Source organism: Pseudomonas sp. lyk4-TYG-107 (assembly GCF_030209055.1).
GTDB classification, from domain to species: Bacteria; Pseudomonadota; Gammaproteobacteria; order Pseudomonadales; family Pseudomonadaceae; genus Aquipseudomonas; species Aquipseudomonas putida_A.
Window position 1 is genome coordinate 26842 of the sequence record NZ_JARVST010000031.1, and the last position, 16022, is coordinate 42863.

Sequence of the window (16022 nt, forward strand, 5' to 3'; positions counted from 1 at the left end):
AGACGCGATACCTCACGCGCCTCAAATAGGCTCCATCGAGGCCCACACAGTTTGCCTCGGCTCAACCCATACAAGCCTTGAGGAAACCACCATGACGCACAAAACCGTTGTCGCCGCCTGCCTGTTCGCCGCCCTGAACATCTGCACCCTGGCGGCCCGGGCCGAAGCCGATGTCAGCCCGCACACCTACACCTACGGCACGCACCTGGACATCCAGAAAGTGCTGTCGATGACCGAGGACAACGCGGTGACCTGCGGCATTATCGATGCGCGCATGACGTACCTGGATTCGGCCGGAAAAACCCAGGTGCTGGATTACCGCAAATTTGCCGATGGCTGTAACAACCAGAACTGAGTGCTCAGATGCATCGACAGTCACCGCCGCGCATATCAATGGCTCACAGGTCGCGCACCATGAGCCATTGTTCGTTGTCCCACGCGCGAAAGCGCTCCAGCACTGTCCAGCCGCGTTTGGCGTAGTAGTCCTGCTTGTTCTGTGTGTGCAGATAGAAACGTGCGAAACCGCGCTGTTTCGCCGTCTGGCTGATGCCATCGATCAACCGCTCTGCCAGCCCCTGGCCACGAGCTTGCGGGCTGACAAACACGCACGCCAGCCACGGGCCGAGATCCGGACGCAGGGCCAGATCCGCCCGGGCCAGCGCCGCACCGCCGAGCAGACGCTCGCCGTCCAGCGCAATCAGGCATGACCAGTCGCCATTGTTCTGGCCGGCAGCGAACTCGCGTTGCCATTCGGTCAAGGGTTGCTCGGCGTATTCGTAGGCGAACTGGCGGTGAATCCACGCGGCGTAAGTGTCGCTGTGCTGCGGGTGATCGACGAGCCATTCAAGACGCAGGGACATGATGGAATCCATTCACGGAAGACGGGAAGGCATAAAAGCCGATTGCCCCATGCAATGGCAATCTCGGAGTGTCTCGAGGCCTTTACAAAAAACCGCCACTCATCGGCCCGGCCGTTGTTTTGCCGGCTCTTCGGACGATTGGCAGGGACGCCATCGACCCTCGGCGCGATAGTGGACGAGCAGGGCCACTGTCGGCCCTGTCACTGATAAAAAGAACGCGAGGTTGCCATGCCGAAATTCGTGATTGAACGCGAGATTCCAGGGGCCGGAAAGCTGTCGCCGCAAGAACTCCAAGCCGTATCGCAAACCTCCTGCCAGGTGTTGCGTGAACTCGGGCCACAGGTGCAGTGGCTGCAGAGTTACGTCACCGCCGACAAAATCTATTGCGTCTACATCGCCCCTGACGAAGAGCAGGTGCGCGAGCACGCCAGGCTGGGTGGATTCCCGGCCAACAGCGTGGCGCGGGTGATGACGGTCATCGACCCGACCACGGCCGAATGAAGTCCTTCTACCTGCTGCGGAGCACGATTGATGAGTACTCCCATTGATCTGACGGGTCTGAAAGAGCGCCAGAAAGTCGCCTGGGCCAGCGGTGATTACGCGGTGATCGGTACCACCTTGCAGATCGTCGGCGAAAACCTCGCCGAGGCCTGCGACCTGCACTGCGATGAGGAAGTGCTGGATGTCGCCGCCGGTAACGGTAATGCGACTCTGGCGGCGGCGCGACGTGGTTGTCAGGTGACCTCGACCGACTATGTCGCGGCGCTGCTGGAGCGGGGACAGGATCGGGCACGGGCCGAGCATCTGGATGTGATTTTTCAGGTCGCCGATGCCGAAGCGTTGCCGTTCGCCGACGAGAGTTACGACGCGGTGCTGTCGACCTTCGGCGTGATGTTCGCCCCGGATCAGGCGACTGCCGCAGCGGAACTGGCGCGGGTCTGCCGAAGGGGCGGGCGCATCGGTCTGGCGAACTGGACGCCGGAAGGTTTCGTCGGCCAGATGTTCAAGGTTCTCGGTCGCCACGTGCCACCCCCCGCCGTGGCCCAGCCGCCGTCGAACTGGGGCACTGAAGCGTGGTTGCACAGCCACTTCAATGAGCGCGAATTTCTGCTGCAGGTCACCCGTCGCACCTTCAATTTCCGCTATCGCTCGGCGGCGCATTTCATCGACATTTTCCGTCACTGGTACGGGCCGGTGCACAAGGCCTTTGCGGCATTGCCGCCGGAAAGCGGGCAGGCGCTGGAGAGTGATCTGGCGGATCTGCTGAACCGCTCGAACCGCGTGGGAGAGAAGTCGCTGGTGGTGCCGAGCGAGTATCTGGAGGTGGTCATTACCAAGCGCTGAATGGCGGAACAATGCCAATCCCTGTGGGAGCTGGCTTGCCAGCGATGGCGGCCGTCCTGTCAAAACGATGTCACTGACAGTACGAAATCGCTGGCAAGCCAGCTCCCACAGGTATTCGTGATTGGCAGGTCTGGTGCTATTTCAGGTGCGGCCGATCAAACCACTCCAGCGCCGTACGCCAGATGCAGATCCCCAGAAAGTACGCCGACGCCAGCAACCACAAACCCATCACCAGCGGATTGATCACCGGGTGATTAAGCACCAGCGACAGGCTGCACAGCAGCCAGATGGCCGTCACCGCGATGTTGATCGGCATGAACCGGCGTACCCGGAACGGGTGCAGGAACTTCATGCGGGTCACGGTCAGCAGCGCCAGACCGATGATGGTCAGAAAGGTGATCCACGGCCCTGGATCGATGATGTACAGGCACAGGGCAACCACGTTCCACGCGGCGGGGAAACCGACGAAATAGTTGTCCTTGCTCTTCATGTTGACGTTGCAGAAACAGAACAGCGACGACACCAGAATCAGCGATACGCTCAGCAGCAGGGTGTAGTCGGGCAGGGGAATGTAGCGATAGATGAACAGCGCCGGAATGAACACGTAGGTCAGGTAGTCGATCACCAGATCGAGGATCGAGCCGTCGAAGCTCGGCAGCACCGACTGCACATTGACCTTGCGCGCCAATGCCCCGTCGAGACCGTCGACGATCAATGCCACGCCCAGCCACATCAGGCAATGGGTCGGTTGGTTCTCCAGCAGGGCGAGGGTCGCCAGAAAGGCTGTGACCACGCCGGTCGCGGTAAAACCATGGGCGCCCCATGCTTTGAGCCTGGCGATGTGTACGGTCGATATCACAGGGGCGTTCTCCAGAAAAATGAAGCATGCCGGGTATCACCCTTGGGCAAAGGGCGCCGGCAAACCGGGTCGGGGTTGCAGCTATCGACAGGTTTGGCCGGGTTAAGGTTCACCACCTTTGAATCTTAGCTGCCCGCACAAAAAATACCTCGGCGAAATCTGCAGGTGGCAGCCGGCGTCAGCCAGACGGTGCTGGCGCGCCGGCGTCGGCGGTCTATTGTTGCCTGACGCATTTATTGCCAATGGCTGAGGACGAGATCATGAACACCAGTGATTTGCTCGAACAACTGCTGCGGGGCCAGGCCTCGGCGGGACAACCAAGTGGCGCCTCGGCCGGCGCAGGTCTGGGCGGACTGGGCGGCTTGCTCGGTGGCCTGTTGGGCGGCGGCGCGAGTACAGGCGCCAGTGGCGCGCAGTCCGGTGGGCTGGGCGGTTTGGGTGGATTGCTGGGTGGTTTGCTTGGCGGCGGTAGCGGTGGTGGCTTGGGCGGCGCGCTGGGTGGGGCACTCGGTGGCGGCGGAACACAAAGTCGTTCCGGCGGCACCAATTATGCGGCGCTGGCCTCATTGGGAATGATGGCGTTCCAGGCGTATCAGGCCTGGCAGCGCAGTCAGGCGTCGGCGGCGCCACAACAGATCCCGCAAACGGCCAATCTGCTGGCCGGCCCCGAGATCGAGGAACACAGCCACGCGGTGCTGCGGGCGCTGATCGCGGCAGCCAAGGCTGATGGTGAGATCGATGACCGGGAACGGCAGATGATTGATGAAGAGATTGGCAAACACACCGACGATCCAGAATTGCAGCAATGGTTTAACGCTGAAGTTGCCAAACCGCTGGATGCGAACGAAGTCGCGCAGGCGGCCAACGACGACCCGGCGACGGCCGCCGAAATGTACCTGGTCAGCGTGATCCTGGTGGACGATCAGCAAGACGCCGAACGCAACTACCTGGATGAACTGGCTGCCGCGCTGCAGATCGACCCGCAATTGCAGGTGCACCTGGAGGCTCAGGCCAAAGGTCAGGCCTGAAGCACCGTCAAAAATCGCGGTCTCGGGCAGCCCTTGCCGGGACCGCGATGCTCCGTCCGTCAGGGCAATTTTCATGTCGATTGAATTTTTCTCCGTAGCGGTTGCTCTGCTGATGTAGAGGCGTGAAACAACGCCCTGACCGGCCAACCGAACGAGAACACTGACATGACTGCCCTGACCCCTCTGCAGGCGCCGAGCGCGCAGCAACAGCCCATCATTGCCGACGGCGATCTGCGGCGTATTTATGAGGCACTGCTGCTTGAGGATGCGCCTGAAACCCTCGCGCAGGATTTTCTCGCCGAGCAGTTGCAGCGCGCCGCGCTGTTGCCCGAAGAACTTCCGCAGGATCCGTCGGCGTGGCAGGGCTGGGTCGCCGAGCACTGCACAGAAGTTGCCCGCCAGTACGCCGATTACCTGCAACAACGCCAGGCCGGCGGACCGCGTCAGTTCTTCAGCAACAAGGCTCACGCGTTGTACTTTCTGCAAGCCGTGGCGCCGACCAAACTGGTGGATGGCGCGTGGCTGTACGGTTTGTTGCCGCAGTGGCGCGACCCGCGTTTCGACGGGTTGCTGTGTACCTATCTGGAAGAACTGGGCGACGGCAATCCGGCGCAAAACCACGTAGTGATCTACCGCAAACTGCTCGCTGAGCACGGTTTGCAGGACGCCAGCGCCATCGCCGATGAACGCTACCTGCAAGGTGCGCTGCAACTGGCACTCGGTGCCTGTGGCGAAAGCTTTCTGCCGGAGGTGATCGGTTACAACCTCGGCTACGAACAACTGCCGCTGCACTTGCTGATCAGTGCCTATGAACTCAGCGAGTTGGGCATTGATCCGTACTACTTCACCCTGCATGTGACCATCGATAACGCCAGCACCGGCCATGCGCAAAAAGCCGTGCAGTCGGTGCTCGACCTGCTACCACTGGAAGCCGATCGCGGCGAATTCCTGCGCCGGGTATCGCTAGGCTATCGACTCAACGACCTGGGGCAGGGCAGCCGCGCGATCATCGAAGGTTTTGACCTGGAGCAGGAAGTGCTGGCGATGCTAGAGCGCAAGCGCCCGTTCGGTCAGCACATGCATTCCGACTACTGCCGTTTCGAAGGCAAAACCGTCAATCAATGGCTGGCCACGTCCGAGCAACTGCCCGGATTTCTTCAGGCGATGCAGGACAAAGGCTGGATCAAACGCAACGAAGATCCGCAAGCCAGCCGTTTCTGGCAGTTGATCGATGGCGACGGTGCGGCGATGTTCGGCGTATTCAGTCCGTATGAAAAGCAACTGCTGCACGACTGGATTGCCGGTGACTGGACGCCATCTGAACAACGCAAAGCGCCACGACGCAGCCGTCAGGTCGCCACCCCGGACGCCGCCGTGCCCGAACACGATCCCGATGTGCAGCGCCTGACGGCCGCACTGCAAGGTCAGGACGGTCACGCGCAAATGGCCACGCTGATCCCATGGTTGTCACCGGCCCGCCATGCCCACCCGGCGGGGCTGCTGGCGACACGTCGCTTCATCGAACTCAAATCCAGTCTGCGCTAAGGAAATCTCCATGAATCAGGAAGAACAACTGTCCGCCAACGACCTGACGCTGCTGCAACTCGGCCGGCGCTTGCAGGCCGACGGCTACCGTTTCGTCACGCCGACGCCCTTGACTCATCAGCGGGTCAATCAGCGCGACGAAGGGCAGATCGCCGATACCCTGCGCGACGTCTTCGGCTGGTCGCGGCCGTTCGAATCGGGGCTGTTGTCCGCTGACGAACAGCGGCAATTGCAGGAGGCACAAGTGATTGACGTCTACGACGGCCGCTTGAAAAGCCGGGTGCGCTGGTCGAGTTTGGATGATTTGTTGTTCGTGCATTCCGGCTTTCCCACCGATGCCGCCGATTCGGTGTTTTTCGGCCCGGACACCTACCGTTTTGCGCAGCTGATTCACGCGCATCTGCAACAGAGCTTTGCGCCGATTCAGCGTGCGGTGGACATTGGCTGCGGCGCCGGCGTCGGCGCCATCCTGATTGCCCGCGCACGGCGTGAAGCGCAGGTGCTGGCGGTGGACATCAACCCCGCAGCGCTGCGCTTGACCGCGATCAACGCGGCATTGGCCGAAGTCGCGAATGTCGAGGTGCAGGCCAGTGATGTGCTGCAGGGCACCGAAGGCAATTTCGACCTGATTGTCGCCAACCCGCCGTACATGGCCGATCCGGCCGGGCGTGCTTATCGGCATGGCGGTGGCTCGCTCGGCGCCGGCCTGTCGCTACGCATCGTCGAGCAGGCGCTCAATCGGCTGGCCCCCGGTGGCTCCTTGTTGCTGTACACCGGCGTGGCGATGGTCGATGGCCGCGATCCGTTTTTCGACACTGTGGTGCAGCGCCTGGATTCGACGCGATTCGGCTGGACCTATCGCGAACTGGATCCTGACGTGTTCGGTGAAGAGTTGTTGAACCCCGGTTACCAGCGCGTGGACCGGATCGCCGTGGTCGCGCTGACCGTGACCCGCATTGGCTGACACAAGGCAGGTGCGCCATGACCAGGAACCTTGACGACTACAATCGCATGCGCGACTTTTCCGCGACCTCGGAGCCCGCTGCCGTCAAGCGTCGTGGCCGCAGCAAGGCCACTGAGCATGCGCTGCAGTTCTGCATCCAGAAGCACGACGCTTCGCACCTGCATTACGACTTTCGCCTCGAACTCGATGGCGCACTGAAGAGCTGGGCGGTGCCCAAGGGGCCGTCGCTCGACCCCAAGGTCAAGCGTCTGGCGGTGCACGTCGAAGACCATCCGCTGGACTACGCGACGTTCGAGGGCAGCATTCCCGAGGGGCATTACGGTGCCGGCGATGTGATTGTCTGGGATCGTGGCGTGTGGATTCCGCAGGAGGATCCGGCCAAGGCTTACGCCAAGGGCAAACTCAAGTTCGAGCTGCAGGGCGAGAAGCTGTCCGGGATCTGGAATCTGGTGCGCACGCACATGCCGGGCAAGAAGGAAAACTGGTTTCTGATCAAACATCAGGACAGCGCCGCGCGCCCGCAGGACGACTACGATGTGCTCAGCGCCGAGCCGGACAGCGTGCTCAGCGAACGCACCCTGATCAGCAAACCCAAGCTCGCCGCCGAGCAAGCCAAGCCAGTGAAGAAGTCCCCGGCGAAACCGCGTAAAGCGGCGTCCGGGACGCTCACGGGTGCGCGCAAGGCCAAACTGCCGGCGCAGCTCAAACCGGAACTGGCGACCCTGGTCGACAGCGCACCCGAAGGGCAGTGGAGCTACGAGATCAAGTTCGACGGCTACCGGATCATGGCGCGCATCGATCACGACCAGGTGCAACTGTTCACCCGTAACGGCCACGACTGGACGCACAAGCTGCCGCAACAGGCGCAAGCCTTGGCTGCGCTGGGGCTGGAATCGGCATGGCTGGACGGCGAAGTGGTGGTCACCAACGAGCAGGGTGTGCCGGATTTTCAGGCGTTGCAAAACGCCTTCGAAGCCGGGCGCAGCGGCAGCATCATGTACTACCTGTTCGACATGCCGTACCTCAACGGCGTCGACCTGCGCGAAGTGCCGGTCGAGGAGCGCCGCGCGGCGTTGTCCACGGTACTCGGCGGGCATGAGCAGCCGTTGCTGCGCTTCTCCGAAGCCTTCGATGAAACGGCGGACGCACTGCTCAACAGCGCCTGCCAGATGCAGATGGAGGGGCTGATCGGCAAACGCCTCGGCTCGCCCTACGTGTCGCGGCGCAGCAGTGACTGGATCAAGCTCAAGTGCAAGCATCGGCAGGAATTCGTGGTCGTCGGCTATACCGATCCGAAAGGTGCGCGCAATGCCTTCGGCGCTTTGCTGCTGGGCCTGCATGATCGCGACAGCGGCGAGTTGCGCTACGCCGGCAAGGTCGGCACCGGGTTCAACGAGACCACGTTGAAAAGCATCCTCGCCCAGCTCAAGCCGTTGCAGGTGAAAAAGGCTGCCGTGGTCAACCCGCCAAGCGGCTTCGAGGCCAAAGGCGTGCACTGGCTCAAACCGAATCTGTTGGCAGAAGTGGCGTTCGCCGAAATGACCAAGGATGGCTCGGTACGCCACGCCGTGTTCCATGGTCTGCGCAATGACAAACCGGCCAGGTCGATTACCGAGGAGCGCGCGAAACCCGTGAAGACTTCAGCGAAAGCCACCCCGTCGAAAAAAACTGCCTCGTCGAAGAAAGCTGCAGAATCAAAGAAAGCTGCTGAGCCGAAGAAAGCCGAACCGGCGCCGTCCCAGCTGGGGCTGGCCAGCGGCAAAGTGCGCATCACTCACCCCGATCGGGTGATCGATGCGGTCAGCGGCACCACCAAGATGCAACTGGCCGAGTATTACGCCAGCGTCGCCGAGTGGATTCTGCCGCAGCTCAAGGATCGCCCGGTTGCGCTGGTGCGGGCGCCGGACGGCATTGCCGGCGAACTGTTCTTTCAGAAAAACGCCGAGCGCCTGGCGATTCCCGGCATCACCACACTGGACAAGGACGTCACCGGGCAACCGGTGATGCTGATCAACAATGCCGAAGCACTGATCGGCGCGGTGCAGATGAGCACGGTCGAGCTGCACACCTGGAACGCCACCACCGTCGATCTGGACAAGCCTGATCGCTTCGTCCTCGACCTCGATCCGGATCCCGCACTGCCGTGGAAAAGCATGGTCGAAGCCACTGCGCTGACCCTCACCGTGCTGGATGAACTGGGGCTCAAGGCGTTTCTCAAGACCAGCGGCGGCAAGGGCATTCACCTGGTGGTGCCGTTGACCCGCAAACATGGCTGGGATGAAGTCAAAGATTTCAGCCATGCGATCGTCAGCCACATGGCGAATTTGTTGCCGGAACGCTTTTCAGCGGTGTCCGGGCCGAAAAATCGTGTCGGTCGGATCTTCATCGACTACCTGCGCAACGGTCTGGGCGCCACCACCATTTGTGCCTACGCCGCGCGAACCCGCGAGGGACTGCCGGTGTCGGTACCGCTGTTTCGCGAAGAAGTGGGGGAGATCAAGGGCGGCAATCATTGGAACATCAGCAATGTCCATGAGCGTCTGAACGAAGTCGGCGATGAGCCGTGGGCCGACCTGAAGAAAACCCGCCAGAGCATCACTGCCGAGATGCGCAAACGGGTTGGCATGAAAAAATGATCAGGTGTCGCGCAGCAAGTCGTGAGCGTTGAGCAGTTCGAAGGCGATTTCGGGGTGGTTGCTCAAGCCCCGACGAATCGCCGCCGGAATTGACTTGCGGGTCTTGCGGCACAGTCCCGGCAGCGCCTTGATCTGAATCTCGATGCCGAGCATGCTGCGCACTTCATGAAAGCCCGGGGAGATTTCCACCCGCAGGCCCAACTGTTCGTGCATGCGCTGTTGCAGATGCCGCAAGTCCGCAAGGTCTTTAAGTTGTTCCAGCCGGGAGAGGAGGATTTTTTCCTGCTCGCGGGTCAGGCGCAGAATGCGCAGATCCGTGCCCGGCGTTTCCAGCAACGCGTCGCGCCCGCAATCGCAGGCGCCGGGCGGGCAGGGTGAGCGCAAAGGCGCAGGAGGCGCAAGAGTCGTCATGGCCTCCATCATAGAGGCCGTCAGACGGTTTTGCCTATGCGCCCTTAGCTGCCGTCCATCGGCCGCTGCGTCCCTGGCAACTACTGATTCAGGCCTTCGTAATGCACCAGAATCGCGTTGGCGAGGTCTTCATCGCTGGCATTGAGGCCGGGGTTGTCGTGCCGCACCTGTTGCAGTACCGACTCCAGATAAACCCCACGGATGGCCCCGCCGCTGGCGACGAACGCTGACAGGTCGTCGCGCGCCGGGATCACCATTTTGTGATCCTTGAAGGTCGAGTACAGGGACGCGGAAACGCCCGCCGAGGTGGCGACATCGCCGGCGTCGACACGGGCCAGAGCCGAGCCGACAGGGAGGCAGAGCAGGAGAGAAGAAATGAGCACTAACTTGCGCATGACGATGTTCCTCCACAAGCGCGAAGCAAAAAGGAAGGACTACATAATCTCAGAGGTGCGACCTTTGCCGGAGTTCCATTCGAACGTGTGGATACTTGCTGAAACGCTCTGAAGCGGCACATCTGCACAAATAAGCTTAACTGAAATCCTGAAAGGCGCATTCCGGCGCGCCTCAGGGGAGGAACCCACCGTGTCGATCAAATTGCGTTTGCTGCTGCTGATTGCCACCAGTCTGTTGACGGCGCTGATCGTGAGTCTGGTCAGCTATGTGGGGAATACGCGCATGTCCGCAGCGGTGAGCGACAACGCGGTGAGCATGACCGCGCTGCGCAATCATATGGAAGCCGACATGATGCACGACGCGCTGCGGGCCGACGTGTACTCGGCGATGCTGGTCGGCCTGGGCAAAAGTACCGGCACGGCCGCAGAGGTGCGGGACTCGATCAACGAGCACGCCACGCATTTTCGCGAAGTGCTGGATGAAAACCTCAAATTGCCGGTCAACCCGACGATCAATTCTGCGCTGGAACACATAAAACCCAGCCTGGACACCTACATTGCAGCGGCCGAGCGCATTGTCGGCCTGGCATTGGACAACACGGACAGCGCGCAACGGGAGCTGGGCACGTTCAACAGCGCCTTCAGTCAGCTTGAAGGGCAGATGGCGGCCCTTAGCGAACTGATCGAAAGCAACACCCGTGACACCAGCCAGGCCACCGAAAGCGCTATTCGCAACGCCAATATCGCCCTCGGTGTGGTGTTGCTCGCCAGTCTGTTGCTGTTATTGGGGCAAGGGCGTTGGGTGACCCGCAGCATCATGGGGCCGCTGAAATCCGCTAACCAGATCGCGCAGAGCATTGCCCACGGCAACCTCAGCGAACCGATCAGCGAGCCGACCGGCAAGGACGAGGCCAGTACGCTGATCCGCAGTCTGGCGACCATGCAGCGCGACCTGCGCAACATGATCGACGTCGTTCGGCGCAACGCCCATGGCGTCAGCGGCATGAGCGAGCAGTTGAGCCACGGCTGCCATCAGGTCGCTGACAGCAGTCAACAGCAAAGCGCCGCGGCCGGCACCATGGCCGCCGCCGCGAGCCAGATGACCGCCAGCATCGAGGAAATCACTCGTCATGCCGAACGCGCGCTGGGCATGGCCAATCAGGCCGAGTCGCTGGCCAAGAGCGGCGGGCAGGTGATCCATCAGGTGGTCAGCGACATGGACGACATCGCTCGCTCGGCGCAACAGTCGGCGCAGGTGATCCGTACGCTGGATCAGGAATCCGAAGGCATCTTCAACATCATTCAGGTGATCAAGAGCATCGCCGACCAGACCAACCTGCTGGCACTCAACGCCGCCATCGAGGCAGCGCGGGCCGGCGAGCAGGGCAGGGGCTTTGCCGTGGTTGCCGACGAAGTGCGCAGCCTGGCGGCACGCACCAGTGCCTCAACCCAGGAAATCGCTGCGATGGTCGCACGCATCCAGCACAGCACCCGCGAGGCGGTCAGCAGCATGGAGGCCGGCGTGGCCCAGGTCGACAAGGGCATGGCGGTCACGGCTGAAGTCGAACGGGCGATTCGCGAAATCCTCGACGCCACCCTCAGCACCACGCAACTGGTCAATGACATCACCCGCACCATCGGCGAGCAAAGTCATGCCAGCAACGAAATCGCCCATCAGGTGGAAATGATCGCCGGGATGTCCGAGGGCAACAGTAAAGTGATCGGGCAGACGGCCAATACCACCGATGAACTGTCGAGTCTGGCGGGGGCGTTGGCGTTGTCGGTGGATCGGTTTCGGTTGTAACGCCGCCATCGCGAGCAGCCCATTCCTTGTAGGAGCGAGCCTGCTCGCGATGGGGCCAGCCCAGCCACCACAGGTTTCGGGATCATGTTCAGCCCATACCGGCCGATAACGCCCACAGCGGAAAAAGACTCTCAAGTCGGGAACAGACGCGCGGGTTTGCCCTGACGTGATATTCTTCGCGCCAACTTGGTTTGACCTTATTCGGTTTGCCTGCCTTTGGGGCGGGCTGACGGAATCCCTGTCGCTCAAGTAGCTGAAGCCAATAATGATAAGAAGTCAGTTCAGAAGGGACATTAACTGAGGTCGATGCGGTACGTCGGCCTTGTGTGCCCACCCGTCAAAATTGAAGTGTGCCGGAATCTGCGACGCGAGCCTGAGCGTCATCAAAGCGGATCGCATACAGATAACAGCGGCGGGCGGAAGGCGTTTTATCATAGGTGCAACGGATGTTTAAGAAAGTGAACACAGCCTTGCTCGGGCTGGCTTTGGCGATGGGGATGTCGTCCGCCAATGCTGCAGAAGCAAAGAAAGTCGACGTTCTGCTGATCGGCGGCGGCATCATGAGCACCACCCTGGGTGTGTGGATCAATGAGCTGGAGCCAAGCTGGTCGATGGAAATGGTCGAGCGCCTCGATGGCGTCGCCCTGGAAAGCTCCAATGGCTGGAACAACGCCGGTACCGGTCACTCCGCCCTGGCTGAGCTGAACTACACCCCGGAAGACGACAAAGGCAACGTGACGATCCCGAAAGCGGTCGAGATCAACGAAGCGTTCCAGGTGTCCCGTCAGTTTTGGGCCTGGCAGGTTCAGCAAGGCGTTCTGAAGAACCCTCGCTCGTTCATCAACACCACGCCGCACATGAGCTTCGTGTGGGGCGATGACAACATCAAGTTCCTGAAAAAGCGCTACGAAGCCCTGCAAGCGAGCCCGCTGTTCGCCGGCATGCAGTACTCCGAAGACCCGGCTGTGATCAAGAAGTGGGTCCCGCTGATGATGGAAGGGCGTGACCCGAACCAGAAAATCGCGGCCACCTGGAGCCCGCTGGGTACCGACATGAACTTCGGCGAAATCACCCGCCAGTTCGCCGGTTACCTGCAGACCAAGCCTAACTTCGACCTGAAGCTGTCGAGTGAAGTCGAAGACATCACCAAGAACGCCGACGGCACCTGGCGCGTCAGCTACAAAAACCTGAAAGACGGCACCAAGACCGAAACCGACGCCAAGTTCGTGTTCATCGGCGCTGGTGGCGGCGCTCTGCACCTGCTGCAGAAGTCGGGCATTCCTGAAGCCAAGGAATACGCTGGCTTCCCGGTCGGCGGCTCGTTCCTGGTGACCGATAACCCGGCCATCGCCGAGCAGCACCTGGCCAAGGCCTACGGTAAAGCTTCGGTTGGCGCACCGCCGATGTCGGTTCCGCACCTGGACACCCGTGTTCTGGACGGCAAGCGCGTCATCCTGTTTGGCCCATTCGCGACCTTCAGCACCAAGTTCCTCAAAGAAGGCTCGTACCTGGACCTGCTGACCAGCACCACCACCCACAACATCTGGCCAATGACCAAGGTCGGCATCAAGGAATACCCGCTGGTCGAGTACCTGGCCGGTCAACTGATGCTGTCGGATGAAGACCGTCTGAACGCGCTGAAGGAATACTTCCCGAACGCCAAGGCCGAAGACTGGCGCCTGTGGCAAGCCGGCCAGCGCGTGCAAATCATCAAGCGTGATGAAGCCGCTGGCGGCGTGCTGAAACTGGGCACCGAAATCGTTGCTGCACAAGACGGCTCCATCGCCGGCCTGCTGGGCGCATCGCCAGGCGCGTCGACCGCTGCACCGATCATGCTGAGCGTGCTGCAGAAAGTCTTCAAAGACAAAGTCGCCACCCCTGAGTGGCAGGCCAAGCTGCACCAGATCGTTCCAAGCTACGGCACTCAGCTGAACAGCGATCCGGCCAAAGTGGCACAAGAGTGGGCGTACACCGCCAAGATCCTCGAACTGCCAACTCCACCGGTGATCGGTCAGGCTGCTGCCCCGGCTGCACCTGCAGCTGAAAAAGCTGAAGCACCGAAGGAAAATGCTGCACGTGACATGGCGCTGTAACTAGACGCCACATACGCAAAAGCCCACTGAACCGGTAACGGTCAGTGGGCTTTTTTTGTGGCGCCTGATCCTACTTTGGTTTCGCGCTTGCCAGATACGCACCAAGCCGCCGCCCCATCTCTTCGCCGAGGGCCTGCAACCCGCTCAACGGCCGCACCATCACCTCGAACTCGACAATCTTCCCGTTCTCATCAAAGCGAATCATGTCTATCCCCTTCAACTCCTTGGTCCCGATCTTGGCGCTGAACTCCAAAACGACATTCAAGCCATCGGCAGTCGCCAGTTCGCGGTGGTATTTGAAGTCTTCAAACACGTTGCATACGGTGCTGAGGATCATTGTCACCACTTGCGCGCCGGGGTAAGGCGAGTGGGCCATGGGCGAGCGGAATACGGCATTGGCATCGAGCAGTTCGGGCAAGGCCTTGAGATTGCCGGTGCGGATCATCTCGTGCCAGTGCTTTAGGGATTCGGCGGCGTTGGGGTGCAGGTTCAGTTCGGACATTGACCACTCCTGGAATTGTTGTTGTTCTTCGCGCGACGGCAATCACTCTAGTTCAAAGCGGCGAGCCTCCCAATCTTTGTGTGCCGATCTGAATATCACGCCATGTCCGGAACAGATCAGTTTGGCATCTGATCCGTATTTTTCTGTTGGATCTGCCTCTGTAACCGGCTCAGTCAGGCGCTCAGAATAGCCCGGCAATTCGGTCACCCGCGGCAGCCCTTCATCCCGAAGCGCCCGGTGCACCGCAAGCTCAACATTAAGGAGAGCAGCATGAACAAGATGGCGATTTTCCTCGGTGGGTTTCTGACGTTGACCATTCTGATCGGAATGCTTGCGACGATTTCTCCGGTCTGAACCCCGGTCGTTTTACACCAGACTCCAGCGCCCTTTTTGTCGAAGGGCGCAACTGTTTCTACTGCGCTGTAACTTCTCGCATCACACCGAACTGGACTGAACCGGGAGGCGGCGCAAGCGATTGAGGTGTCTGTACCGGCCTCTTCGCGAGCAAGCCCGCTTCCACATGGATTTGTGAACAACACAGATCCAGTGTGGGAGCGGGCTTGCTCGCGAAGGGGCCAGTAGCGTCACTGAAAAGCTCTCAAGCGAATCAAGGCGCGCCGAACACCATCGTCCAGTAAACCCCCTCATCACTGCGCGCCTCACTGGCGAACCCGGCACCGACCTGAGTGAACATCGGGTTCATCAGGTTGGCGCAATGGCCGGGGCTGGCCAGCCATCCGGCCATCGCCTTGCCCGGTGAGCTCTGCCCGGCGGCGATGTTTTCGCCGATCTGCCGTCCCCGATAACCCGCCGCCCGCGCGCGATCTGCCGGCATATCGCCGTCCGGGTCGCGATGGGCGAAGTAGTTGCCGTAGGCCATGGCTTTGCTGTGGCCTTGTGCGGCGGCTCCCAGCGCGGCGTTCCAGCTCAGGGGGCGGGCGGCGGCGAAGCGTTGGCGCCCGCACATCCGTGGGCGTGCCCGTGCGGCGTTGACCTGCGCAAGCAAGGCCTTGCCGACGCTGCGGTTGTCGCCGATACGACTGTCGAGCACCGGTCGCGCCAGTACCACTTGCCATTCACCGCGGGAGCGGCTGACGCCGATGTCGGCGTACTGCGCGTCAAGCAGGGCGGAGCAGTGGCTGTCTTGCAGCTGTTCGAAGGCTTCCTCAGCATCCCCGGCACCGACAATGCGGATACTGCGTACCGCCACCGCCGAATACCCCGAAGATTTCAATCTCTCTCGCAAGCCACCGCCGTAGCCATAGCCGATCGGCAGCGCCAGATTCGATTTCAGCGACAGTGGCGCCAGGCGCTGGGCCGGGCGGCGGTCGCAGCGTTGCGGATGGGCGCGATAGTCGTTGATCGCGGCCACGAGTTGCCGCTCTTCGCTGGCGTGGGAGATCTCGGTGAACAGTGGGGCAAGGATCAGCAGGCACAGCGAAACGAAGCGTGATGAGCGAACGACATAGCGCATGGGACGGCAGACTCAGGGAAAAGGACAGTGCTGAAGTGGGTAGCCGCTGAATACGGCGCCACTAGGACTGGGCTTTTTGCACTTGGTTCATGCTGGCCATCTGGCTT

Annotated in this window: 15 protein-coding genes and 1 pseudogene; 10 read left to right on the plus strand and 6 right to left on the minus strand. The window is 61.1% G+C overall.

From position 1 onward, the window contains the following. Nucleotides 1-91: 91 nt before the first annotated feature. On the plus strand, nt 92-355 hold the full coding sequence (locus QRN61_RS24555; RefSeq protein WP_285375904.1) for a DUF2790 domain-containing protein: 264 nt from the start codon (nt 92-94) through the stop codon (nt 353-355). 43 nt (nt 356-398) lie between these two features. Here QRN61_RS24555 and QRN61_RS24560 read toward each other — a convergent pair whose 3' ends face one another. Continuing rightward, nucleotides 399-860: a GNAT family N-acetyltransferase gene (locus QRN61_RS24560; RefSeq protein WP_285375906.1), complete on the minus strand. Its 462-nt coding sequence runs from the start codon at nt 858-860 to the stop codon at nt 399-401. Nucleotides 861-1088: 228 nt separating this feature from the next. Between QRN61_RS24560 and QRN61_RS24565 the strand changes: the two genes are divergently transcribed. Together QRN61_RS24565 and QRN61_RS24570 are read left to right on the plus strand one after the other, a co-directional pair. Then, the gene (locus QRN61_RS24565; RefSeq protein ID WP_007962415.1) at nt 1089-1361 is read left to right on the plus strand and encodes a DUF4242 domain-containing protein; all 273 of its coding nucleotides are present in this window, start codon (nt 1089-1091) and stop codon (nt 1359-1361) included. Between the two features lie 30 nt (nt 1362-1391). Continuing rightward, a complete protein-coding gene (locus tag QRN61_RS24570) occupies nt 1392-2204 on the plus strand; it encodes a class I SAM-dependent methyltransferase (RefSeq protein ID WP_097088834.1) in 813 nt (270 codons plus the stop codon). A 136-nt stretch (nt 2205-2340) separates the two neighbouring features. Here QRN61_RS24570 and pcsA read toward each other — a convergent pair whose 3' ends face one another. After that, entirely contained in the window at nt 2341-3063 is a 723-nt protein-coding gene (gene pcsA / locus QRN61_RS24575) for a phosphatidylcholine synthase (RefSeq protein WP_027611662.1), read from the minus strand. A gap of 260 nt (nt 3064-3323) precedes the next feature. Here pcsA and QRN61_RS24580 point away from each other — a divergent pair, with 260 nt between their 5' ends. The 4 genes from QRN61_RS24580 (at nt 3324) to ligD (ending at nt 9236) form a co-directional block, all read left to right on the plus strand. After that, nucleotides 3324-4091, plus strand: a complete 768-nt coding sequence (locus QRN61_RS24580; protein ID WP_285375909.1) for a tellurite resistance TerB family protein — start codon at nt 3324-3326, stop codon at nt 4089-4091. A gap of 165 nt (nt 4092-4256) precedes the next feature. After that, entirely contained in the window at nt 4257-5636 is a 1380-nt protein-coding gene (locus QRN61_RS24585; protein ID WP_285375911.1) for an iron-containing redox enzyme family protein, read from the plus strand. A gap of 10 nt (nt 5637-5646) precedes the next feature. After that, a complete protein-coding gene (locus QRN61_RS24590) occupies nt 5647-6600 on the plus strand; it encodes a methyltransferase (protein WP_285375912.1) in 954 nt (317 codons plus the stop codon). 17 nt (nt 6601-6617) lie between these two features. Continuing rightward, nucleotides 6618-9236 carry a DNA ligase D gene (ligD, locus tag QRN61_RS24595; RefSeq protein WP_285375913.1) on the plus strand — a complete coding sequence of 873 codons (2619 nt, stop codon included), beginning with the start codon at nt 6618-6620 and terminating at the stop codon, nt 9234-9236. On the opposite strand, the gene QRN61_RS24600 is transcribed toward ligD, so the two are convergent. Together QRN61_RS24600 and QRN61_RS24605 are read right to left on the minus strand one after the other, a co-directional pair. After that, nucleotides 9237-9659, minus strand: coding sequence for a hypothetical protein (locus tag QRN61_RS24600; protein WP_502942653.1), 423 nt, complete (start codon nt 9657-9659; stop codon nt 9237-9239). It abuts the gene before it with no gap. Nucleotides 9660-9727: 68 nt separating this feature from the next. Continuing rightward, on the minus strand, nt 9728-10042 hold the full coding sequence (locus QRN61_RS24605) for a DUF2388 domain-containing protein (RefSeq protein WP_007962425.1): 315 nt from the start codon (nt 10040-10042) through the stop codon (nt 9728-9730). Between the two features lie 190 nt (nt 10043-10232). Between QRN61_RS24605 and QRN61_RS27825 the strand changes: the two are divergent. The 3 genes and pseudogenes from QRN61_RS27825 to mqo all read left to right on the plus strand — a co-directional run. Then, a pseudogene (locus QRN61_RS27825) lies at nt 10233-10988 on the plus strand (HAMP domain-containing protein); the annotation flags it as partial. Between the two features lie 132 nt (nt 10989-11120). Continuing rightward, the gene (locus QRN61_RS27830) at nt 11121-11846 is read left to right on the plus strand and encodes a methyl-accepting chemotaxis protein (protein ID WP_400762408.1); all 726 of its coding nucleotides are present in this window, start codon (nt 11121-11123) and stop codon (nt 11844-11846) included. Nucleotides 11847-12292: 446 nt separating this feature from the next. Continuing rightward, nucleotides 12293-13939 carry a malate dehydrogenase (quinone) gene (gene mqo / locus QRN61_RS24615; RefSeq protein WP_027611669.1) on the plus strand — a complete coding sequence of 549 codons (1647 nt, stop codon included), beginning with the start codon at nt 12293-12295 and terminating at the stop codon, nt 13937-13939. Between the two features lie 70 nt (nt 13940-14009). Here the strand turns inward: mqo and QRN61_RS24620 are convergent, their stop codons facing one another. Beyond that, complete coding sequence (locus QRN61_RS24620; RefSeq protein ID WP_285375919.1) at nt 14010-14441, minus strand: nuclear transport factor 2 family protein; 432 nt, start codon at nt 14439-14441, stop codon at nt 14010-14012. 607 nt (nt 14442-15048) lie between these two features. Then, nucleotides 15049-15915 carry a CAP domain-containing protein gene (locus tag QRN61_RS24625; protein WP_285375921.1) on the minus strand — a complete coding sequence of 289 codons (867 nt, stop codon included), beginning with the start codon at nt 15913-15915 and terminating at the stop codon, nt 15049-15051. Nucleotides 15916-16022: the final 107 nt, after the last annotated feature.